21 protein-coding genes are annotated in these 21,934 nt (G+C 53.9%); 8 read left to right on the top strand and 13 right to left on the bottom strand.

Annotation, left to right across the window (positions count from 1 at the left end; translation table 11 throughout):
• Window positions 1-120 precede the first annotated feature (120 nt).
• On the bottom strand, window positions 121-687 hold the full coding sequence (gene gmhB / locus ACLD4K_RS18990) for a D-glycero-beta-D-manno-heptose 1,7-bisphosphate 7-phosphatase (RefSeq protein WP_001140158.1): 567 nt from the start codon (window positions 685-687) through the stop codon (window positions 121-123).
• Window positions 688-876: 189 nt separating this feature from the next.
• Between gmhB and metN the strand changes: the two genes are divergently transcribed.
• The 6 genes from metN (at window position 877) to proS (ending at window position 6,464) form a co-directional block, all read left to right on the top strand.
• Window positions 877-1,908 (top strand): methionine ABC transporter ATP-binding protein MetN, encoded by a 1,032-nt coding sequence (gene metN, locus ACLD4K_RS18985; protein WP_183058857.1) that lies wholly within the window; start codon window positions 877-879, stop codon window positions 1,906-1,908.
• Entirely contained in the window at window positions 1,901-2,554 is a 654-nt protein-coding gene (locus ACLD4K_RS18980; RefSeq protein WP_001287482.1) for a methionine ABC transporter permease MetI, read from the top strand. The genes metN and ACLD4K_RS18980 overlap by 8 nt, the downstream gene beginning before the upstream one ends.
• Window positions 2,555-2,592: 38 nt before the next feature.
• Window positions 2,593-3,408, top strand: a complete 816-nt coding sequence (gene metQ, locus ACLD4K_RS18975) for a methionine ABC transporter substrate-binding lipoprotein MetQ (RefSeq protein ID WP_000874218.1) — start codon at window positions 2,593-2,595, stop codon at window positions 3,406-3,408.
• A 118-nt stretch (window positions 3,409-3,526) separates the two neighbouring features.
• Complete coding sequence (rcsF, locus tag ACLD4K_RS18970; RefSeq protein ID WP_001202315.1) at window positions 3,527-3,931, top strand: Rcs stress response system protein RcsF; 405 nt, start codon at window positions 3,527-3,529, stop codon at window positions 3,929-3,931.
• The gene (gene tsaA, locus ACLD4K_RS18965) at window positions 3,928-4,635 is read left to right on the top strand and encodes a tRNA (N6-threonylcarbamoyladenosine(37)-N6)-methyltransferase TrmO (RefSeq protein WP_411012331.1); all 708 of its coding nucleotides are present in this window, start codon (window positions 3,928-3,930) and stop codon (window positions 4,633-4,635) included. The genes rcsF and tsaA overlap by 4 nt, the downstream gene beginning before the upstream one ends.
• Window positions 4,636-4,745: 110 nt before the next feature.
• Complete coding sequence (gene proS / locus ACLD4K_RS18960) at window positions 4,746-6,464, top strand: proline--tRNA ligase (protein WP_001260687.1); 1,719 nt, start codon at window positions 4,746-4,748, stop codon at window positions 6,462-6,464.
• 73 nt (window positions 6,465-6,537) lie between these two features.
• On the opposite strand, the gene nlpE is transcribed toward proS, so the two are convergent.
• From nlpE to ACLD4K_RS18945, 3 genes are read right to left on the bottom strand one after another with little or no spacing between them, the layout of a single operon-like run.
• The gene (gene nlpE / locus ACLD4K_RS18955; protein ID WP_411012330.1) at window positions 6,538-7,239 is read right to left on the bottom strand and encodes an envelope stress response activation lipoprotein NlpE; all 702 of its coding nucleotides are present in this window, start codon (window positions 7,237-7,239) and stop codon (window positions 6,538-6,540) included.
• Window positions 7,240-7,270: 31 nt separating this feature from the next.
• Window positions 7,271-7,693, bottom strand: a complete 423-nt coding sequence (arfB, locus tag ACLD4K_RS18950) for an alternative ribosome rescue aminoacyl-tRNA hydrolase ArfB (protein WP_000560527.1) — start codon at window positions 7,691-7,693, stop codon at window positions 7,271-7,273.
• Complete coding sequence (locus tag ACLD4K_RS18945; protein ID WP_001185319.1) at window positions 7,690-8,235, bottom strand: YaeQ family protein; 546 nt, start codon at window positions 8,233-8,235, stop codon at window positions 7,690-7,692. The genes arfB and ACLD4K_RS18945 overlap by 4 nt, the downstream gene beginning before the upstream one ends.
• 197 nt (window positions 8,236-8,432) lie before the next feature.
• On the opposite strand from ACLD4K_RS18945, the gene ACLD4K_RS18940 reads away from it, so the two are divergent.
• Together ACLD4K_RS18940 and rof are read left to right on the top strand one after the other, a co-directional pair.
• Window positions 8,433-8,633, top strand: coding sequence for a YaeP family protein (locus ACLD4K_RS18940; protein WP_001518678.1), 201 nt, complete (start codon window positions 8,433-8,435; stop codon window positions 8,631-8,633).
• Complete coding sequence (rof, locus tag ACLD4K_RS18935; protein ID WP_000062330.1) at window positions 8,620-8,880, top strand: Rho-binding antiterminator; 261 nt, start codon at window positions 8,620-8,622, stop codon at window positions 8,878-8,880. Before ACLD4K_RS18940 ends, rof begins: the two co-directional genes overlap by 14 nt.
• Window positions 8,881-8,963: 83 nt before the next feature.
• Here the strand turns inward: rof and tilS are convergent, their stop codons facing one another.
• From tilS to lpxA, 9 genes are all read right to left on the bottom strand, one after another.
• Window positions 8,964-10,256 (bottom strand): tRNA lysidine(34) synthetase TilS, encoded by a 1,293-nt coding sequence (gene tilS / locus ACLD4K_RS18930; protein WP_080190955.1) that lies wholly within the window; start codon window positions 10,254-10,256, stop codon window positions 8,964-8,966.
• Window positions 10,257-10,318: 62 nt separating this feature from the next.
• Entirely contained in the window at window positions 10,319-10,708 is a 390-nt protein-coding gene (locus ACLD4K_RS18925) for a VOC family protein (protein ID WP_000901088.1), read from the bottom strand.
• 55 nt (window positions 10,709-10,763) lie between these two features.
• The gene (ldcC, locus tag ACLD4K_RS18920) at window positions 10,764-12,905 is read right to left on the bottom strand and encodes a lysine decarboxylase LdcC (protein WP_411012329.1); all 2,142 of its coding nucleotides are present in this window, start codon (window positions 12,903-12,905) and stop codon (window positions 10,764-10,766) included.
• 75 nt (window positions 12,906-12,980) lie between these two features.
• Entirely contained in the window at window positions 12,981-14,744 is a 1,764-nt protein-coding gene (locus tag ACLD4K_RS18915; RefSeq protein ID WP_183058853.1) for a chitinase, read from the bottom strand.
• A gap of 179 nt (window positions 14,745-14,923) precedes the next feature.
• Complete coding sequence (gene accA, locus ACLD4K_RS18910; protein WP_183058852.1) at window positions 14,924-15,883, bottom strand: acetyl-CoA carboxylase carboxyl transferase subunit alpha; 960 nt, start codon at window positions 15,881-15,883, stop codon at window positions 14,924-14,926.
• 12 nt (window positions 15,884-15,895) lie between these two features.
• Window positions 15,896-19,378: a DNA polymerase III subunit alpha gene (gene dnaE, locus ACLD4K_RS18905; RefSeq protein WP_001294832.1), complete on the bottom strand. Its 3,483-nt coding sequence runs from the start codon at window positions 19,376-19,378 to the stop codon at window positions 15,896-15,898.
• 23 nt (window positions 19,379-19,401) lie between these two features.
• Complete coding sequence (rnhB, locus tag ACLD4K_RS18900; protein WP_411012328.1) at window positions 19,402-19,998, bottom strand: ribonuclease HII; 597 nt, start codon at window positions 19,996-19,998, stop codon at window positions 19,402-19,404.
• Window positions 19,995-21,143, bottom strand: coding sequence for a lipid-A-disaccharide synthase (gene lpxB / locus ACLD4K_RS18895; protein ID WP_000741216.1), 1,149 nt, complete (start codon window positions 21,141-21,143; stop codon window positions 19,995-19,997). The genes rnhB and lpxB overlap by 4 nt, the downstream gene beginning before the upstream one ends.
• Window positions 21,143-21,931, bottom strand: a complete 789-nt coding sequence (gene lpxA / locus ACLD4K_RS18890) for an acyl-ACP--UDP-N-acetylglucosamine O-acyltransferase (RefSeq protein WP_000565950.1) — start codon at window positions 21,929-21,931, stop codon at window positions 21,143-21,145. Before lpxA ends, lpxB begins: the two co-directional genes overlap by 1 nt.
• Window positions 21,932-21,934: the final 3 nt, after the last annotated feature.

Raw genomic sequence — 21,934 nt, 5'->3', positions numbered from 1 at the left:
GTTTGTGTGAAGTGATTCACATCCGCCGTGTCGATGGAGGCGCATTATAGGGAGTCGGTTCAGGAAGACAAGCGGAAAAATGCATTTTTGTTTTAACCGCTCATCTTTTATCCATAACGCTTATTTTTGCTGCTTTTTTATCGCTGATGGCAGGTCGGCAAGGCTGTTTAACACCCAGTCCGCCGCGTTTTCTGCTTCTGCCGTGACCGGTTTACCCGTACGCACCAGCACTTTTGTCCCGACATTTGCCGCCGCTGCCGCCTGCATATCTTCCAGCTTGTCTCCCACCATATAAGAGGCAGCCATATCGATATGCAGGAAATCACGCGCCGAGATAAGCATTCCTGGATGCGGCTTGCGGCAATCACATACCTGACGGAACTCTTCTATGCTGCCCTGCGGATGGTGAGGACAATAATAGATGCCGTCCAAATCAACATCGCGATCCGCCAACGACCAGTCCATCCATTCGGTTAACGTTTCAAACTGCGCCTCGGTGAATTTGCCGCGCGCGATTCCGGACTGGTTCGTCACCACCACCAGCGCATAGCCCATTTTTTTTAGCTCGCGCATCGCGTCAATAACACCGTCTATAAACTCAAATGCATCGATTTCATGTACGTAGCCGTGATCCACATTAATGGTGCCGTCACGGTCGAGAAAAATTGCGGGTACAGACTTTGCCACCTTTTATAGCTCCTGAGTAAAGCAAGTGGCGCTAGTATCGCATGTTTCAGCAGGCAAGAAAGTGCTCATCGTATAAAGCCTGATTGATTTAGACGTCTGGATGCCTTAACATCCATTCTGTTGACGGCGTTGACCGTATTAGACAGACGAAAATGCCACGGCTAACTTAATTACGATAATAAATAACCAATGATTAAACTTTCGAATATTACCAAAGTGTTCCAGCAGGGGACGCGCGCCATTCAGGCGCTAAATAATGTCAGCCTGCACGTGCCTGCCGGGCAGATTTATGGCGTCATTGGCGCCTCCGGCGCCGGTAAAAGTACGCTTATCCGCTGCGTTAACTTACTTGAACGCCCAACCGAAGGTAGCGTTCAGGTCGGCGGTCAGGAGCTGACAACGCTTTCAGAGTCTGAGTTGACCAAAGCTCGCCGTCAAATCGGCATGATTTTCCAACATTTTAACCTGCTCTCTTCCCGTACCGTGTTTGGCAACGTCGCGTTGCCGCTGGAACTGGATAACACACCAAAGGAAGAGATCAAACGCCGTGTCACAGAGCTGCTGGATTTAGTCGGTCTTGGCGACAAACACGACAGCTATCCGGCAAATCTTTCCGGCGGTCAGAAACAGCGTGTCGCGATTGCCCGCGCGTTAGCCAGTAATCCAAAAGTGTTGCTGTGCGATGAAGCCACCAGCGCGCTTGATCCCGCGACGACCCGTTCGATTCTGGAATTGCTGAAAGATATCAACCGTCGTCTGGGGTTGACGATTCTGCTTATCACTCATGAAATGGATGTCGTGAAACGTATCTGCGACTGTGTTGCCGTCATCAGTAATGGCGAGCTTATTGAGCAGGATACGGTCAGCGAAGTCTTCTCGCATCCTAAAACGCCGCTGGCGCAGAAGTTTATTCAGTCCACTCTGCACCTGGACATTCCGGAAGATTACCAGGCGCGTTTGAAAGCGTCGCCGGAAACTGACAGCGTGCCGATGCTGCGCATGGAGTTCACCGGGCAGTCTGTGGATGCCCCGCTGCTTTCTGAAACCGCGCGTCGTTTCAACGTGAACAATAATATTATCAGCGCGCAGATGGATTACGCGGGCGGTGTGAAGTTCGGCATTATGCTAACGGAAATGCACGGCACACAAGAAGAGACGCAAGCCGCAATTGCCTGGCTGCAGGATCACCATGTGAAAGTAGAGGTACTGGGTTATGTCTGAGGCAATGATGTGGTTACTGGTTCGTGGCGTCTGGGAAACGCTGGCGATGACCTTTGTCTCCGGTTTCTTCGGTTTCGTGATTGGCCTGCCGGTCGGCGTATTGCTGTATGTTACGCGCCCGGGGCAGATTATGGAGAACGCCAGGCTGTATCGCGCCCTTTCTGCGGTGGTCAATATTTTCCGCTCGATTCCCTTTATCATCCTGCTGGTGTGGATGATTCCTTTTACCCGAATAATTGTCGGCACCTCCATTGGTTTGCAGGCCGCGATTGTACCGCTGACCGTCGGCGCCGCGCCTTTTATCGCCCGTATGGTGGAAAATGCGTTATTAGAGATCCCTGCCGGGCTGATTGAAGCCTCGCGAGCGATGGGCGCCACGCCGCTGCAAATTGTACGTAAAATCCTTTTACCGGAAGCGCTGCCTGGTCTGGTGAATGCGGCAACCATTACACTGATCACCCTGGTCGGTTACTCCGCAATGGGCGGTGCCGTCGGCGCAGGCGGCCTCGGTCAAATCGGCTATCAGTACGGTTATATTGGATACAATGCTACCGTGATGAATACGGTGCTGGTATTACTCGTCGTTCTGGTTTATTTAATTCAGTTATCCGGCGATCGCATCGTCAGGGCTGTCACGCATAAGTAACGTTAAACACAACACAAATACTCATTAAGGAAATAAGCATGGCGTTCAAATTCAAAACCTTTGCGGCAGTGGGTGCTCTGATTGGTTCTCTGGCACTTGCAGGTTGCGGTCAGGATGAAAAAGATCCGAATCATATTAAAGTCGGCGTAATCGTTGGCGCAGAGCAGCAAGTTGCCGAAGTCGCGCAGAAAGTCGCGAAAGAAAAATACGGCCTGGACGTGGAATTGGTGACCTTTAATGATTATGTTCTGCCTAATGAAGCGCTGAGCAAAGGCGATATCGATGCCAATGCCTTCCAGCACAAACCGTATCTGGATCAGCAAATCAAAGATCGCGGCTACAAACTGGTTTCTGTAGGTAAGACTTTTGTCTATCCCATTGCAGGATATTCCAAAAAAATTAAATCTCTGGATGAGCTCCAGGACGGTTCCCAGGTCGCTGTGCCTAACGACCCGACCAACCTTGGTCGTTCCCTGCTGCTGCTGCAAAAAGTAGGGCTGATTAAGCTGAAAGACGGCGTCGGTCTGCTTCCTACCTCGCTGGATATAGTGGAAAACCCGAAAAATCTGAAAATTGTTGAGCTGGAAGCGCCGCAGTTGCCGCGTTCGTTGGATGACGCGCAGATCGCGTTAGCGGTCATCAATACGACATACGCTAGCCAGATTGGCCTGACGCCAGCGAAAGACGGTATCTTCGTTGAAGATAAAGATTCTCCGTACGTTAACCTGATCGTGACGCGTGAAGATAACAAAGACGCCGAGAATGTGAAAAAATTCGTTCAGGCTTACCAGTCTGATGAAGTGTACGAAGCCGCAAATAAAGTTTTTAATGGCGGCGCGGTGAAAGGCTGGTAAGTTTTAGGCTGATTCCACAATCTGTAATATTATTCAGGACGGGCTATTGCCCGTCTTGTCATTTATGCAAGCTCCTGATTCAATATCTGGCAATTAGAACATTCATTGAGGAAATATTATGCGTGCTTTACCGATCTGTTTATTGGCACTCATGCTGGGCGGTTGTTCCATGCTAAGCAGATCCCCTGTTGAACCTGTTCAAAGCACCGCAACCCCGCCAAAAGCGGAGCCGGAGAAACCTAAAGCGCCGCGTGCCGCTCCCGTCAGGATTTACACCAATGCTGAAGACTTAGTCGGCAAACCTTTCCGCGATCTTGGCGAGGTTAGCGGCGAATCCTGCCAGGCGACAAATCAAGACTCTCCGCCTAACATTCCAACTGCGCGCAAGCGTATGCAGATTAATGCATCTAAAATGAAAGCCAACGCCGTCCTGCTGCACAGCTGTGAAATTACCAGCGGCACGCCAGGCTGCTACCGTCAGGCGGTTTGTATCGGGTCCGCCCTGAATATTTCGGCGAAATGAGCAGCTTTCAGTTTGAACAAATCGGCGTTATTCGCTCCCCCTATAAAGAAAAATTCGCCGTTCCGCGCCAGCCCGGTCTGGTCAAAAGCGCCTGCGGCGAACTGCATCTGATAGCGCCTTACAACCAGGCCGATGCCGTTCGCGGCCTGGAAGCTTTCAGCCATTTGTGGGTGCTTTTTGTTTTTCATCAGACGATGGCCGGCGGCTGGCGGCCAACAGTTCGTCCGCCCCGTCTTGGCGGTAACGCCAGAATGGGCGTTTTTGCCACGCGCTCCACATTCCGCCCCAATCCGATTGGCATGTCGCTCGTTGCGCTAAAAGGTATCGAGTGCCGGAAAGAGAGCGTAATTCTGAAATTAGGCAGTCTGGATCTGGTGGATGGCACGCCGGTGGTGGATATCAAACCGTATTTACCGTTTGCCGAAGCCTTACCGGACGCCGCCGCCAGCTATGCACAACAGGCGCCGATAGCTGAAATGCCCGTGAGTTTTACCGCTGAGGTGGCTCAACAGCTTACGACGCTGGAAAGGCGTTATCCGCAGCTACGGACATTTATTTGCGATGTGCTGGCGCAAGATCCTCGCCCGGCTTATCGTAAGGGTGAAGAGACGGGCAAAACCTATGCCGTCTGGCTGCATGATTTTAACGTGCGCTGGCGTGTGGTTAACACCGGATTTGAAGTGTTTGCGCTGGAACCACGGTAATTTCACGCCCTTCTCTTTTGACATCTCTTGCACGCTGGTAAACTAAATCACTTTTTTTGTATCAGGCTCACATTGAGCCTGTTCGATCGTTCAACTGGAACCGTAACAACATGCGTACTAGCCAATACCTGCTCTCCACTCTGAAGGAGACACCTGCCGACGCCGAGGTTATCAGCCACCAGCTGATGCTGCGCGCCGGGATGATCCGCAAGCTCGCCTCCGGGTTATATACCTGGCTGCCGACCGGCCTGCGCGTCCTGAAAAAAGTCGAAAACATCGTGCGTGAAGAGATGAACAACGCCGGTGCTATCGAGGTGTCGATGCCAGTCGTTCAGCCAGCCGACCTGTGGCAAGAGAGTGGTCGTTGGGAACAGTATGGTCCGGAACTGCTGCGTTTTGTCGACCGTGGCGAGCGTCCGTTCGTACTCGGCCCGACCCACGAAGAAGTTATCACCGATCTGGTGCGTAATGAACTCAGCTCTTATAAGCAGTTGCCGCTGAACTTCTTCCAAATCCAGACCAAATTCCGTGATGAAGTGCGTCCGCGTTTTGGCGTGATGCGTTCGCGCGAATTCCTGATGAAAGATGCTTACTCTTTCCACACCTCTCAGGAATCGTTGCAGGAAACCTATGACGCCATGTACGCCGCGTATAGCCGTATCTTCAGCCGTATGGGGCTGGATTTCCGCGCGGTACAGGCCGATACCGGTTCTATAGGCGGCAACGCCTCGCATGAATTCCAGGTGCTGGCGCAAAGCGGCGAAGACGATATCGTTTTCTCTGATGTTTCTGATTACGCGGCTAACATTGAACTGGCAGAAGCTATCGCGCCACAAACGCCGCGCGCAGCGGCGACGCAGGAAATGACTCTGGTCGATACGCCAAATGCCAAAACCATCGCGGAGCTGGTGGAACAGTTCAACCTGCCAATTGAAAAAACGGTAAAAACGCTGCTGGTGAAAGCGGTGAAAGACAGCAAGTCTCCGCTGGTGGCTCTGCTGGTTCGCGGCGATCATGAACTGAATGAAGTTAAAGCGGAAAAACTGCCGCAGGTTGCCAGCCCGCTGACCTTCGCTACCGAAGAAGAGATTCGCGCCGTGATTAATGCCGGCCCTGGCTCCCTCGGCCCGGTCAATATGCCGATTCCGGTCATCATCGATCGCACCGTTGCCGCCATGAGCGATTTTGCCGCTGGCGCCAACATCGACGGTAAACACTACTTTGGTATTAACTGGGATCGCGATGTGGCGACGCCTGTTGTTGCCGACATCCGTAACGTAGTCGCCGGCGATCCGAGTCCGGATGGTCAGGGAACGTTACTTATCAAACGCGGTATCGAAGTGGGTCACATCTTCCAGTTAGGTACCAAGTACTCAGAAGCGCTGAAAGCCTCCGTTCAGGGTGAAGATGGCCGTAACCAGATTCTGACAATGGGCTGCTACGGTATCGGCGTAACACGTGTCGTTGCCGCGGCTATCGAGCAGAACTTTGACGAGCGCGGCATTGTATGGCCTGACGCCATTGCGCCTTTCCAGGTCGCTATTCTGCCGATGAATATGCACAAATCCTTCCGTGTGCAGGAGCTGGCGGAAAAGCTGTACAGCGAATTGCGCGCGCAGGGCATTGAAGTGCTGATGGACGACCGTAAAGAGCGCCCGGGCGTGATGTTTGCCGATATGGAGCTGATTGGTATTCCACATACTATCGTGATTGGCGATCGCAACCTGGATAACGACGATATTGAGTATAAATACCGTCGTAGCGGTGAAAAATCGCTGATTAAAACCGGCGATATCGTTGATTATCTGGTCAAGGCGATTAAAGGCTAAACGACATTTTGTTGGCATTGCCCGGCACAATCCGGCAGGTATGTAAAGGCCTCGCACCCTGCGAGGCCTTTTATTAGTGAGTGCAATCTTTACCCGGCGCAAACTTCGCATTTTTATCGGCTATTAGCGTTTTTACCGGCTCGCCCGTGTCCGGGTTCGCGGCAAACACAAAATGCCCTTCTACCGTTAGCAGCACCGGTTTTTCCGCTTCACCTTTTGCCGTCAGATAGCCGCGCTCAAGCTCGGCGTTACTGGCGACCGGCAGCCGTTTTCCGGTCGCACAATCGGTAAAGGTCGCCGCATCGGCCCTGTATACATACATACCACGCAGCGGCATTGGCGTTACCGGCAGGCTGGCGGTAACAGGCACAAGCGTATAATTAAGCTGCGAAGCCACCGGATTGCCTTCTCTGTCGAGCATCTCCAGCGCATTGCCCTTCGCGCGATAATACGATTTCTCGCCATTGCTGTCGGTTAACACCAGTTTATCCGCCGTCCGCGCCCAGGTACCGTATGACGCAAAAGAGGAAGGTTCTTCGCGCACGCCCTGATAGCGCTCGTTCATCACCCATGTGCCGTCTTTTTCCAGAAACAGTGACGTTTCAATACCTTCACAATCCGCACAGGGCAGCACGCCGCGCCAGCTTTGCTGCATGGGTTTTAATTCCGCCGCCTGCGCAGGTTGCAGGGCGTCAACTTCCGCACGGTTATTACACCCTATCAATGCAAATAGCGTACAGGCTGCCGCTACTGACAATATTGCTGTTCTCACCATAAAATCCTTATGAAATTGCTATTCCTGCCCGTCAATCCAGTGGACGACGAACTTTGCCGCGAAGCGCCTTTACAGAAGATTTTTGCGCCTTTGAGGACAAGCGGCGCTCTTTCGAGGCACGCGTCGGGCGGGTTGCGCGACGGCTTTTCTGCTCCGCGGTTAATTCTTTTATGACGGCAACCAGCCTGGCGATAGCCGCTTCCCGGTTGAGTTCCTGGCTCCGGAACTCCTGCGCCTTAATGATAATGACGCCATCATCGCTTATCAGATGGTGGCTGGCCGTCAGCAAACGCTGTTTATAATACTCTGGCAGGCCAGAGGCCCGAATGTCAAAGCGCAAATGAATCGCGCTAGAGGTCTTATTTACGTGCTGACCACCCGCGCCCTGCGCGCGAATGGCCGTAATTTCTAGCTCATTATCGGCTATGGAGACCGTCCGGGAGATGGCAATCATGAGGGCTGTTGCCAGGCGGTTAGCTGTATTTCCAGATTATTCCGAGCATCAGAAAGCCAGATTGCGCCGTCCTGAATGGTCGCCTGTAACGTCATGGTACGATCGGCAAATTCACTGAGCTGCGCCAGCTGCCCGTCATCCAGATACCAGACGGACAGGTTAGCGAACTGCGCGCACTTGCTTTGATGCTGCTGCCACCAGATTTGCGCCGCCCGGGAGTTATAAGCAAAGAGCGCGACGTCGCTCGCCTGAGTACAGGCTTTCTTAATACGGCGCTCATCCGGCAGCCCCAGCTCTATCCAGAGATCGATGCCCAGATGATCGTTGCGCAGCCAGGCCTCCGGCTCATCTTCCGCGCTGAGCCCGCGTGTAAACTGCAACCGTTCATCAGCATATTTTATCCATGCCAACAGGCGCAGCATCATGCGCTCCTGCGTTTCAGAAGGGTGACGCGCCAGCGTCAATGCCGCATCCAGAAATCGGTTGCGATCAAGGTCAGCCACATTGACGACGGCTTTATAAATTGTCGCTTTAAGCGCCATGAGAAAACTCCTTTCGAATCAGGCGCCCATTGTAGCGAAAACCGTGCTAAAAGGCTGTTAACGAATCTTTTACCCACTCGCGTCAGGCGCTGATATTGCGCAAATGAGTATGGTATAGTCACCTTGCTAAACAAGATTTAACTTCGTAGGCTTAGACTTGCATCCACGGTTAAGTCAGAATGCTGACAGGAGGGCATGTGGAAAAATATTGTGAGTTAGTACGCAAGCGGTATGCGGAAATCGCCAGCGGAGACTTAGGGTATGTCCCGGATGCGCTGGGTTGTGTATTGAAAGTGCTTAATGAAGTGGCGGCAGATAGCGCCCTTTCAGAGTCGGTCAGGGAAAAGGCAGCTTATGCTGCCGCGAACTTACTGGTGAGCGATTATGTCAATGAATGAAACTTATCAACCCATTAATTGCGATGACTACGATAGTCTTGAGCTTGCCTGCATGCATCATTTAATACTGACGCTAACGTTAAAAGATGGCGAGGTTTTGCAGGCAAAAGCGAACGATTTGATCTTACGTAAAAACGTAGAATATCTGCTTGCCGAGGTTTCCGGCGAGTCTTGTGAGCTTCGTCTCGATAAAATCGCTAGTTTCAGCCACCCGGAAATTGGTACCGTGGTAGTTAGCGAATCCTGAGTATTTTGTTGCCGGATGGTGGTGCAAGCACCTTATCCGGCCTACGTTCCATGCGATACGTAGGCCTGATAAGCGCAGCGCCATCAGGCATGCCAAACCAGACTCACCCCTTCTTTATCTTCTGCTGCTCCCTCACGCGTCACAAAAACACCCGCAGCCGCAATCAGCGTTTCGCCGTAAAACAACAGCGGCGTGGTGTCTCGTCGCCAGGGCGGGATCCCCTGCTCCTGCCAGATTTTCTTTAATTTACGTCCGCCGTGACGTCCCACAATGTGTAGCAACCCTGGCGCTTTAAACCGAATGCTGACGGATTCTTCCTCTCGCGGTCGGCGCAGTTCGCCGCCAGGAACGAGCTGTACCGTCCCTAAGCCGGCAGGCAGCGCCAGCGGTGTTTGCCAGACGGGCCAGGCGACCGTCGTTTCGTGTTGTCCGGCCACGGATTTAATCCACCACAGTTGCGACTGATAACGGCGAATCTCGCGATCGCCAAAGCGTAAACAGGGAGAGGCATCGTCGCGCGCCAGCGCCACCTCCTGCCAGATACGTTCCAGCGCGTCGCGAGAGGGCATCGGCGCATTACGCATCGCCAGCCAGCGACGCAAAATCGCCGCCCGCCGTACATCGCTCATCGACATTAATGGAGAGAGCCGCAATGTTCCCTCCGCCGTGATACAGTCCGTAAGATCGCTGGCCAGAAGCTCGTCCAGCAGCCGTTCTTGCTCGGCGCAGAGCGTCGCGCTACGGGCTACTGCCGCAGGAAAATGCGGCCAGCGCTGCTGCAAGAGCGGAAGCGCGCGCAGGCGTAAAAAATTGCGATCGTAGGCGTCATCCTGATTGCTTTCATCTTCGATCCAGCATAAGCCATGCCGCACAGCCCACTGTTCCAGCGTCTTCCGCGTTTCTCTCAACAGCGGGCGAAGAAGCAGAGTTCCGGCAAAAGGCGAGCGTTCTCCCATCGCGGAAAGTCCGGCCGGACCGCTGCCGCGCTTTAACGCCAGCAGGAACGTTTCACACTGATCGTCAAGGTGCTGCGCGGTTGCCAGCACTTCGCCAGGCAATAGCGTCTGTGCGAACGCCCGGTAGCGCGCTTCACGCGCATGGGCCTCGATACCCAGGCCATTATCCGCCAGCGTCACCCGCTCCACTACCAGCGGAACCTGCCAGCGTTCGCATACGGTTTCGCAATGCCGCACCCAGCTATCAGCATGAGGGCTTAAACCGTGATGAATATGGATAGCACGCAGCGTGACGTCAGGATGGCGTTCTCGCCACAACACCAGTTGATGCAGAAGCACCGTAGAATCCAGGCCACCGCTAAAGGCAGCCAGAATACGGCGAGAAGAGAGTAACGAGGTATTCAACGTGAGAGTGGTCATGATCCATGCTTATAGTGACTTAGCCCGGCAACGTTACCTGGCGAGCGTCTTAATGACAAGCCTTACTGCTCATACAGCTCAAGCGGTAAACCGTCCGGATCGTTGAAAAAAGTAAAGCGCTTCCCGGTATACGGATCGATGCGTATCGGTTCGCACTTAACCTGATGCTTTTCCAGATGCGCAACGGCGTTTTCCACATTTTCCACGCTGAAAGCCAGATGGCGCAGGCCGCAGGCTTCAGGTCGGCTTGGACGCGCCGGAGGGAAGGGAAAAGAGAAAAGCTCAATCACATACTGCCCGTTTAGTGCCAAATCGCCCTTCCACGAGTCACGCTCTTCCCGCCAGACTTCGCTTAGCAGATCGAACCCCAGAATATCGCAATAAAACGCCTTGCTCACCGCATAGTCTGTCGCAATGATCGCGATGTGATGAACCTGTTTTAATCCCAGCATAGCGTCTCCTTTATTGATTATCAGTACGTTACTCGTCACATTCCCGTCAGGCAAGCTAACAGGCGTGTTTTAAGACTCGTACCTGGTACACCCCGTCTTCATTCCGTTTCGCACCGTGAATATCCGTTTCAAAACCGGGATAATGCTGGCCAATCGAGCAGAGCATCAGCAGAAAATCGAGCACGGCCCGACTCTGTTGCGTGATCCTCTCGCCGGGCATCAACAGCGGAACGCCTGGCGGATAAGGCAGGATCATATTCGCGGAAACGCGCCCTGGCAGTTGATCGAGCGCCACGGTTTCCACCTCGCCTTTGATCTGACGCTGCCAGGCCTGGTGCGGGGTCATGATCATCTCCGGTAAAACCTCGAACGCCCGCAGCATCAGCCCCGGAAGATCGTGCTGGCGGATCAGTTTATGAATCCCCTGCGCCAGATCCTGAATGCGCATATTGCGATAAAAATCCGGATCTTCCGCATACAGATCCGGCAACATATTTTTGACGCGCAGGTTAAGATCGTAGGCGCGTTTAAATTCCGTCAGTCCGCGCAGCAGCCCCATCGCACGGGTCTTATCAATCCCTATGCTGAACAAAAACAGCAGATTATACGGCCCGGTTTTTTCCACCACCACGCCTCGCTCATCGAGGAACTTCGCCACCAGCGCGGCGGGTATCCCCTCTTCGCTCATGTTGCCCTGTTCATCCATCCCCGGCGTCAGGATTGTCACCTTAACCGGATCGAGAAACATATGATCGTCATCGGCATCGGTGAAGCCATGCCAGGTTTCTCCCGGCGTGACCGGCCAGCATTCGGCCTCATCAACCTCTTCCGGCTGCCAGATATCAAAGAACCAGCTATCGGACTCTTCACGTAACCGCTGTACCTCTTTACGAAAATGGAGCGCCCGCTCCACCGAACGATGAATCAATCTTTTCCCTGGATTGCCGCGCAGCATCGCCGCCGCGGTCTCGATAGAGGCGACAATGGGATAGCTCGGCGATGTGGAAGTGTGCATCATAAACGCTTCGTTAAACGTCTCTTCGTCATATTCCCCTTTGATATGAATAAGCGACGCCTGCGAAAAAGCCGCCAGCATTTTATGGGTGGATTGCGTTTCGAAAATCACTTTTCCGGGCACCCGATCGCCGCTCATCCCGCTTTTCCCCTGGTAGATCGGATGGAAATGGGTATAGGGTACCCAGGCGGAATCAAAATGGATCGAGGGAACGTCCAGCATCTGCTTGATCCAGTCAGTGTTATACAGCAGACCATCGTAAGTCGAATTGGTGATAACCGCATGAACTGGCCATTGCGCCTGCGCGGTTTCCTCCACCTTACGCGCAATGCTGTCGCGGGTAAATTCACGCTTAGGAATACCGCCGAGAATACCGAGCGCATTGCGCGTCGGCTTCAACCAGAGAGGCACCACATCGCTCATCATCAGCAAATGCGCCAGCGATTTATGGCAATTACGATCAATAAGTAGCGTACTTCCCGCAGGCGCGGCATACATACCGACAATTTTATTCGAGGTCGACGTACCGTTCGTCACCATATAACTCTGCTCGGCGCCAAAAGTACGGGCGATATACTCTTCCGCTTCCAGATGCGGCCCGGTGTGATCCAGCAGCGATCCCAGTTCAGTCACCGAAATCGACACATCAGCTTTTAAGGTATTGCCGCCAAAAAAGTCATAAAACAGACAGCCTGGCGGGCTTTTCTGATACGCCGTTCCCGCCATATGACCCGGCGTACAAAAGGTATATTTTCCTTCTTTGGCGTAGGTAAACAGCGCTTTGGTAAACGGCGGCGTAATATTATCGAGATATTCGTTTGTATATTGATGAATGCGCGTCGCGATATCTTCAGCCAGCCCCAACGCATACTCAAAAAACCACAGCGCCATGCGCATATCGTGAACGCTAACATCCAGCGTGGAGTTGGTATTGATAAAGGCGTAGAGAGGAAGGTATTCATTTAACTGGTTGATTTCGCTACAAAGGTCGAGACTGTATTCATCCCAGTCAAAAATAACGCCGCAGATGCGCGGGTTATGTTCAATAAACTTCAACAAGTCAACGCTATTTTGCGGCCAGATAATTTGAAATCCCAGGGATTGTAATGCACGCTCAAGCTCCTTGATGGGTTCATCTTTATAATAAACCCCGTGCGGCCCCATAATGGCGATGATGTTCATGCTTTCTCCTGAAAAAACCTGAGATAAGCATAGTAACAATCCTGCCGATGCAAAGCACCGACAGGATTTATCTTATTACAATGCGTTCCATGCATCGGCCCAGGCAATCCCTACGCCGGGCTCATAGTAGGCAGGCGCAACATTACACCATGAGCCTTCCGGGAACGGTTTGCACTGATACAATGCGCCATTACTGTTAACGATGTCGCCCGGATTCCATTTCTGGCTGCTGCTCCAGGCAGGGTAGCTGGTAGTCTTATCTTCGTCATCCGCAGCGGCGGCCTTCGCTTTCACATTCAGCGTATAAACCGCAGTGCTGGAGAGCGTACCGTCGCTAACGGTCAGATTCACTACATACTGGGTGTTCTGAGTGACATCCGGCGCGTTGAAAATCACAACGGCTTTATCCTGGCCGCTCAGCGTTTTGCCATCCTGCGACATCCAGGTATAGGTGAGCTTGTCGCCATTCGCGTCGGTCGATCCTTCCGCGCTGAGTGAAACCGGGCTACCGGCTTCCACCGCACCGACCGGTCCGGCAATGCGCGCGACTGGCGCCACGTTTTCATCCGTCACTGGCGCCGGAGTTGGCGTGACATCCGGTTCAGTGGTTCCGTTATCATCGACGACATTAACGTTGAAATAATGCTGTACACATTTCGTGTAGTCGCCCTCTTTAAAGGCGGTATACGGCGTTTGATATCCCACTAACTGGCAGGAATAGGTTTTACCGTCCGCAGTATCGGCGCTCCAGCCCCAGTCCTCTTCCCAATAGATCGGTAGCGCGCCAGCACCGCCTTCATCGAACTGCTTCATCTTTTTACAGCCCAACACTTCGTCAGCCGGCACCGGCACTTTCAGGTAGTTGGCAAACTCTTTGTAGTAGGCGATACGGTTAAGCGACTGCGCATTCTCATCTGCGCCGCCGCACTCCACGCCGCCATTGATGATTTGAATGGTGACGCCGAAACCTGATACCAGGCCGTTTGCTTTATCGCGATCGTTTGGCTGCCAGGTACCGTCAATCACATGTAGCATAGACGGCTTCGGCGGCTGCGGATACACAAAGAAGAAGACGGCGCTCGCCAGGTTCATCCAGGTATCCGCCACCAGCTCGGGTTTATCCAGCAGAGGGCGAACGTCGCCATACATCGCGTCAGAGAAAGGCCCATAGTTGTAGTTATAAGAAAGCTGTTTTGCCCCGCGACCAAAATAGCTGAGGAAATCGCCGTCCTTATCTTTACCGCATGGCCAGGTCTGGCCCTGCCATACATCCGGGTTACATTCGCCGTTGTAGCCGCCTTTCTGCCCTTCTGTCCAGCCGACTTCGCGCAGATAGACCAGCGCCTGACGCCATTCCGGAATGTCACGCCAGCTTTCGTGACCGCCCGTCTCCTGGGCAAAATGCGCAAACATAGTAGCCAGGGTTTTACGGCAGATAGCGTCGCTATCGCGTCCATCGGTGTAGGTACCACAAACCGCCGGGAATTTACCTATCGCTTTCAGGAAGTTAGAGTAAGTGTATTCCGGCGCGCGCATCGGGAACAGATAATCCCAGTCGGCCTCTTTCAGAATACTTTCAACGCGTTTTACGTTTGCCGGGTTAGCGGCGCGCCCCGGTTCGATTTGTTCGACCGCGCTGTTATCCAACGTCTGGATAGAGGATTTCACTGCCTCCATTAACGGAAAATCCGTCAGCGCTTTCTCTTTCGCCGCCAGATCGCTGGCGTTGATGGTCATTGGCTCACTACTGCTAAGCAGCGGCGCGGCCTGCGCACCGGATAAGCTCAACATGATCCCTGCCGCCACGGCGCTGAGCGCCAGTGTTTTTTGCAATCCCATAATTTTCTCCTTGAAGGGTAGTTCACTGCCTGCCCTGGCCACACGCCTGGCAGTTGATACAGTGTCAGGGAGAACATGCCGTTGCGTTTAATCACATCAACTCATTGGCGTCTCATTTTTCCTCGTTCAAAAAAAAGAGGCCGGATTATCCGGCCTCCTGGAAAAAATGAGGTAAATGATTAGGCGTAACCGTAGCTCATCAAACGCTGGTAACGACGGTTTTTTAAATCATCGGTGCTTAACACATCGAGATCGGCTAAATCTTCCAGCAGCTGCGCTTTTAGCGATGCCGCCATCGCTTCCGGATTACGGTGCGCGCCGCCCAGCGGCTCCGGAATGATGGAATCGATTAGCTTCAGCTCTTTCAGACGCGGCGCGATGATGCCCATCGCTTCTGCTGCCAGCGGCGCTTTGTCGGCGCTCTTCCACAGAATGGAAGCACAGCCTTCCGGAGAGATAACGGAGTAGGTGCTGTATTGCAGCATATTCACTTTATCACCCACGCCAATCGCCAATGCGCCGCCGGAGCCGCCTTCGCCGATAACGGTACAGATAACCGGCACGCTCAGACGGGACATCTCGCGCAGGTTGCGGGCGATAGCTTCAGACTGACCACGCTCTTCCGCGCCCACGCCAGGGTAAGCGCCCGGGGTGTCGATGAAGGTGATAATCGGCATGTTGAAGCGTTCAGCCATTTCCATCAGGCGCAGCGCTTTGCGGTAGCCTTCCGGTGCTGGCATCCCAAAGTTACGACGAATTTTTTCTTTGGTTTCACGACCTTTCTGATGACCAATGATCATCACCGGTCGCCCTTCCAGACGCGCGATACCGCCGACGATGGCTTTGTCATCCGCATAGGCGCGATCGCCCGCCAGCTCATCAAACTCATCAAACGCCAGACGAACATAATCCAGGGTGTACGGACGCTGCGGATGGCGCGCCAGTTGGGCTACCTGCCATGCGCCGAGATCGGCGAAGATTTTGCGCGTCAGTTCTACGCTTTTTTCGCGCAGGCGATGGACTTCTTCATCGATATTAATATCCAGTTTCTCATCCTGGCGGCTTACCGCAGTCAGAGAATCGATTTTCGCTTCCAGCTCTGCTATCGGCTGTTCAAAATCAAGGAAATTCAGACTCATAGTATTCCTGTATTAGTCAAACTCCAGTTCCACCTGCTCCGAACCAATGAGGCCACGCAGATCGTTAAGTAAACGATCGCTCGGAGAGACACGCCACGTTGCGCCAAAACGCAGCCGCGCACGCGCATCCGCCCTCTGATAGTAGAGATGTACTGGAATGGTCCCCGAGCGGTGGGGTTCCAGAGACTGACGGAGTCGGTTTAAAAGCTGGTCATCAATTTGCCTGTCCGTCAGCGAGATAGCAAGCCCGCGAGCGTATTTTTCGCGAGCTTCGTCAATATCCATCACTTCGCGGGCGGTCATTTTAAGCCCCCCGCTGAAGTCATCAAAGCTGACCTGTCCGCTGACGATAAGTATGCGGTCTTTTTCCAGCAACTGCTGGTATTTATCCAGCGCGTCGGTAAATAACATCACTTCCAGACGCCCGGAACGGTCATCCAGCGTACAGATGCCGATACGATTGCCGCGCTTGGTGACCATAACCCTTGCGGCAATCACGAGCCCCGCAGCCGTGGTGACTTTACCACGTTCTGTCGGATGCATGTCTTTGAGCCTTACCCCGCCGACATAGCGCTCAATTTCTTTTAAATACTGATTGATAGGGTGGCCCGTCAGGTACAGCCCCAACGTTTCACGTTCCCCATCTAACACCACCTGCTCCGGCCACGGCTGGCAGCTGGCATAGGATTGCTCGATTTGCTCCGGCTCTTCCGCCAGTACGCCGAACATATCCGCCTGACCGATAGCTTCCGCTTTGGCGTGCTGGTCGGCGGCTTTCAGCGCATCGCCCAATGAGTTCATCAGCGCGGCGCGGTGCGGCCCCAGGCGGTCGAACGCCCCGGACATGATCAGCTTTTCCAGCACCCGGCGGTTGAGCTTTTTGGTGTCGGTCCGCGCGCACAGATCAAACAGTTCGCGGAAATAGCCGCCCTGATTACGCGCGTCGATGATCGCTTCGATCGGCCCTTCGCCGACGCCTTTGATCGCGCCGATGCCGTAGACGATCTCGCCCTCATCGTTAACGTGGAAATGGTACAATCCGGAGTTAATATCCGGCGGCAGAATTTTCAGTCCCATCCGCCAGCATTCGTCCACCAGGCCGACGACCTTCTCGGTGTTGTCCATATCGGCAGTCATCACCGCCGCCATAAATTCAGCCGGATAGTGCGCCTTTAGCCATAGCGTCTGGTAAGAAACCAGCGCATAGGCTGCGGAGTGCGATTTGTTAAACCCGTAACCGGCGAATTTCTCCACCAGGTCAAAGATTTTCATCGCCAGTTCGCCGTCAATACCGTTCTTTTTCGCGCCCTCTTCAAAAACGGAACGCTGTTTGGCCATCTCCTCCGGCTTTTTCTTACCCATCGCACGACGCAGCATATCCGCGCCGCCGAGAGTATACCCGGAAAGTACCTGGGCAATCTGCATCACCTGTTCCTGATACAGAATGATGCCGTAGGTCGGCTCCAGTACCGGCTTCAGGCTTTCATGCTGCCACTGAACGTCCGGGTAAGAGAGTTCTTCACGACCGTGCTTACGGTCGATAAAGTTATCTACCATCCCTGACTGCAACGGACCGGGACGGAACAGGGCCACCAGCGCGATCATATCTTCAAAGCAGTCCGGCTGCAGACGTTTGATCAGATCTTTCATGCCGCGCGATTCAAGCTGGAAGACCGCCGTGGTTTCCGAGCGCTGCAGCATGTCGAAGCTTTTTTTATCGTCCAGCGGAATGGCGGCGATATCCAGCGGCGGCTCGCCGTTTTTCTCGCGCCGCTTGTTGATCATCTCCAGCGCCCAGTTGATGATGGTCAGCGTACGCAAACCGAGGAAGTCGAACTTCACCAGCCCGGCATATTCCACGTCGCTTTTATCAAACTGGGTAACCGGATGCTTGCCCTCTTCATCGCAGTACAGCGGCGCAAAGTCGGTAATTTTGGTCGGCGCGATGACCACGCCGCCAGCGTGCTTACCGGCGTTACGCGTGACGCCTTCAAGCTTACGCGCCATATCGATCAGCGCTCTGACCTCTTCGTCCGCTTCGTAAATTTCCGGCAGTTGCGGTTCCGCTTCAAAGGCTTTTGCCAGCGTCATGCCCGGATCGGGCGGCACCAGCTTCGAGATACGATCGACAAAACCGTACGGATGCCCCAGCACGCGGCCCACATCGCGGATAACGGCTTTCGCCGCCATCGTACCGAAGGTGATAATTTGCGATACCGCATCACGCCCGTACATGTCTGCGACGTGCTCAATCACCTGGTCGCGTTTCTCCATACAGAAGTCAACGTCGAAGTCAGGCATCGAGACACGTTCCGGGTTCAGGAAACGTTCGAACAGCAGGTCAAATTCCAGCGGATCAAGGTCGGTAATTTTCAGCGCGTAGGCCACCAGCGAACCGGCCCCGGAACCACGTCCCGGCCCTACCGGCACGCCGTTATCTTTTGACCACTGGATAAACTCCATCACGATGAGGAAGTAGCCAGGGAACCCCATCTGGTTGATAACCTGTAGTTCAATATCCAGACGCTCGTCATATTCCGGGCGACGCTTTTTGCGCTCTTCTTCGTCCGGAAACAGGAAAGCCAGACGCTCTTCCAGCCCCTCTTTCGATTTTTTGACCAGATAATCTTCGGTGGTCATATCGCCGGTCGGGAACTGCGGCAGGAAATATTCACCCAGACGCACCGTTACGTTGCAGCGTTTGGCAATCTCCACCGTATTTTCCAGCGCCTCCGGAATATCGGCGAACAGCTCGCACATCTCATCGATGCTGCGCATATATTGCTGCGGCGAGTAATTGCGCGGACGCTTAGGATCGTCAAGCGTGAAACCGTCGTGGATCGCGACACGAATTTCATGGGCGTCAAAATCATCGCTTTCAAGAAAACGGACATCGTTTGTCGCGACAACCGGCAAACCACGTGCCTCAGCCAGTTCAACCGCAGCATGGAGATAGGTCTCTTCATCCTGTCTGCCGGTACGGATCAGTTCCAGAAAGTAGCGATCGGGAAAATGCGCTTCATAGAAAGCAACGCACTCTTCCACCAGCGCCTGGTTGCCGCGTAGCAGACAGCGGCCTACGTCGCCCATGCGCCCGCCGGAAAGCAGGATCAAACCTTCTTTAAGCTCTACCAGCCAGTCGCGCTCGATAATCGGGCCTGCCGCGCCGTAGCCGCGCTGATACGCTTTCGAGATCAGCAACGTCAGGTTCTGGTATCCCGTATTATTCGCCGCCAGTACCGTCAGATGAGTCAGCTCATCTCCCAGCAGTTCGTTGTGAACGTTAAAGTCCGCCCCGACGATGGGTTTAATGCCCGCGCCATGACCCGCTCCGTAGAACTTCACCAGACCGCAGAGGTTGGTAAAATCGGTGATCGCCAGCGCAGGCATACCTAATGAGGCCGCCTTTTTCACCAGCGGCCCGGTCTTCGCCAGCCCATCGATCATAGAGTAGTCGCTGTGCACCCGCAGGTGAACGAAACGTGGTTCAGACATCTTCAGATTTCTCGATACAAGAATCAGGACACAAGTCCCAGAGCGCGTTTAACAGGCGCAAAACTGCGTCGGTGGTGCGCCGTCACGCCATACTGTGCCAACTTTTCCAGATGAAAAGCGGTTGGATAGCCTTTGTGCTGCGCAAAGCCATACTGAGGAAAAACGATATCCAGCGCCGCCATTTCTGCGTCGCGGGTGACTTTCGCCAGAATAGACGCCGCGCTAATCTCCGCCACGCGGCTGTCGCCTTTCACCACGGCCATTGACGGCACAGGCAGCGCCGGACAGCGATTGCCGTCGATCAGCACATATTCTGGCGCAATATGCAGACCAGCGACAGCGCGCTGCATGGCGAGCATGGTGGCGTGAAAAATATTCAGCTCATCAATTTCATGCGCTTCCGCGCGTCCCAGACTCCAGCTTAACGCCTTTTCTTTAATCTCGTCATACAATGACAGACGACGCTTTTCAGACAATTTTTTGGAATCATTCAGACCGACGATCGGGCGAGCCGGATCGAGGATCACGGCGGCGGTCACTACGGCGCCCACCAGCGGGCCACGGCCCACTTCATCCACACCCGCCACTAAATGGGTGTGTGGATAAACAAATTCGATCATTGTGCTAACTCCAGGACGGCATCTGCCGCCTGCTCATCGGCATTACAGCGGATCTGCTGATGCAGTTCACGGAAGGTGTCGTGCATCGCATGGCTGGTTTTACCGTTCGCCAGTAGCGGCAACAGCGCTTCGGCGAGTTTTTGCGGTTCGCACTCTTCCTGCAACAGCTCTTTGACTAATTCTCTTCCCGCCAGCAGGTTAGGCAAAGACACATACTCCGTTTTCACCAGACGTTTCGCCAGCCAGAAAGTGAAGGGCTTCATACGATATCCCACTACCATCGGGCATTTTGCCAGCATACACTCCAGCGCCGCCGTACCCGAGGCCAGCAGAGCCGCGTCGCTGGCGATCATCGCCTCGCGCGCCATGCCGTCCAGCAAATGAACGGCGAGATCCGGCGCAACCTCCGCTTTAATTTTTTCAAACTGCTCTCGGCGTTTCGCGTTCACCAGCGGCACTACCACTTCCAAGTCGGGATAGCGCTGTCGCAGCAATTGTGCGGTTTTCAGGAAGTCGGCGCTGAGCATTTCCACTTCCGCGCCACGACTGCCAGGCAGTAGCGCCAGACAATGGGCGTCATGCGGGATACCCAGCACGTCGCGCGCCGCATTTTTATCCGGGTCCAGCGGCATGGCATCCGCCATGGTGTGACCAATAAAGCGGCACGGGACGTTAAATTTATCGTAAAACGCTTTTTCGAAAGGCAGAAAAGCCAGCACCATATGGGTGGATCTGCCTATTTTGAAAACGCGTTTCTGTCGCCAGGCCCAAACGGACGGGCTGACATAATGAATGGTCTTAATCCCTTGTTTTTTCAGATTACCTTCGAGGGTAATATTGAAATCAGGGGCATCAATCCCGACAAAGACATCGGGCTTGAGTTCGGTAAAACGGCGGGTCAGATCGGCGCGGATATGCAACAAACGGCGTAAACGTCCGAGCACTTCAACAATGCCCATGACCGCCAGCTCTTCCATTTCGTACCAGGCTTCACACCCTTCGGCCTGCATACGCGGCCCCGCAACGCCCACAAAACGGGCGTTGGGTACGCGCGCTTTCAGCGCACGAATTAAGCCTGCGCCAAGAATATCGCCGGACGTTTCACCGGCGACCAGGGCAATCGTTAAAGGACGCTGTGCCGCCATTAACGAATCGGACCGCGCGTTGAACGCTCAAAGAACTCGGTAAACGCCTTCACTTCCGGATGCTTTTCAGCAAGTTCAGCGATTTCCAGCTTCGCTTCGTCGAGCGTTTTACCACTGCGGTACAACAGTTTGTAGGCATTACGAATCGCCACCAGCCCTTCACGGCTAAAGCCGCGACGCTTCAGCCCTTCGATATTTACCCCGAACGGCGTCGCATGGTTACCCTGCGCAATCACATACGGAGGGACATCCTGCGCCACGCCGGAGCAGCCGCCGACCATCACATGCGCACCGATAATGCAGAATTGATGAACTGCCGTCATACCGCCGATGATCGCAAAATCATCGACGGATACGTGCCCCGCCAGCGTGGCGTTGTTGGCGAGGATACAGCGATTACCTACCGTACAATCATGTGCGACATGCGCATTGATCATCAGCAGGTTATCGCTACCCACCTTCGTCAGCCCACCGCCCTGCACTGTACCACGATGAATGGTGACGCTTTCGCGGATGCGGTTACGATCGCCAATTTCCACACGGGTCGGCTCACCCGCATATTTCAGATCCTGGTTCACTTCACCGATGGAGGCAAACTGATAGATCTCGTTGTCGCGGCCGATTTTGGTTTGACCATTCACGACCACATGAGACTTCAGTACGGTTCCCTCACCAATTTCGACCTGCGGCCCAACAATACAAAAGGGACCAATGTGGGCATTAGCGCCAATTACAGCGCCGTCTTCCACAATGGCGGTAGGATGAATAAAGGCGGATTTATCAATCACGAA

This window comes from Salmonella sp. 741265055_HSA (genome assembly GCF_046569525.1).
GTDB classification, from domain to species: Bacteria; Pseudomonadota; Gammaproteobacteria; order Enterobacterales; family Enterobacteriaceae; genus Salmonella; species Salmonella enterica.
The sequence above is the reverse complement of the archived record's forward strand: the minus strand, read 5'-3'. Positions and strand labels throughout refer to the sequence as shown.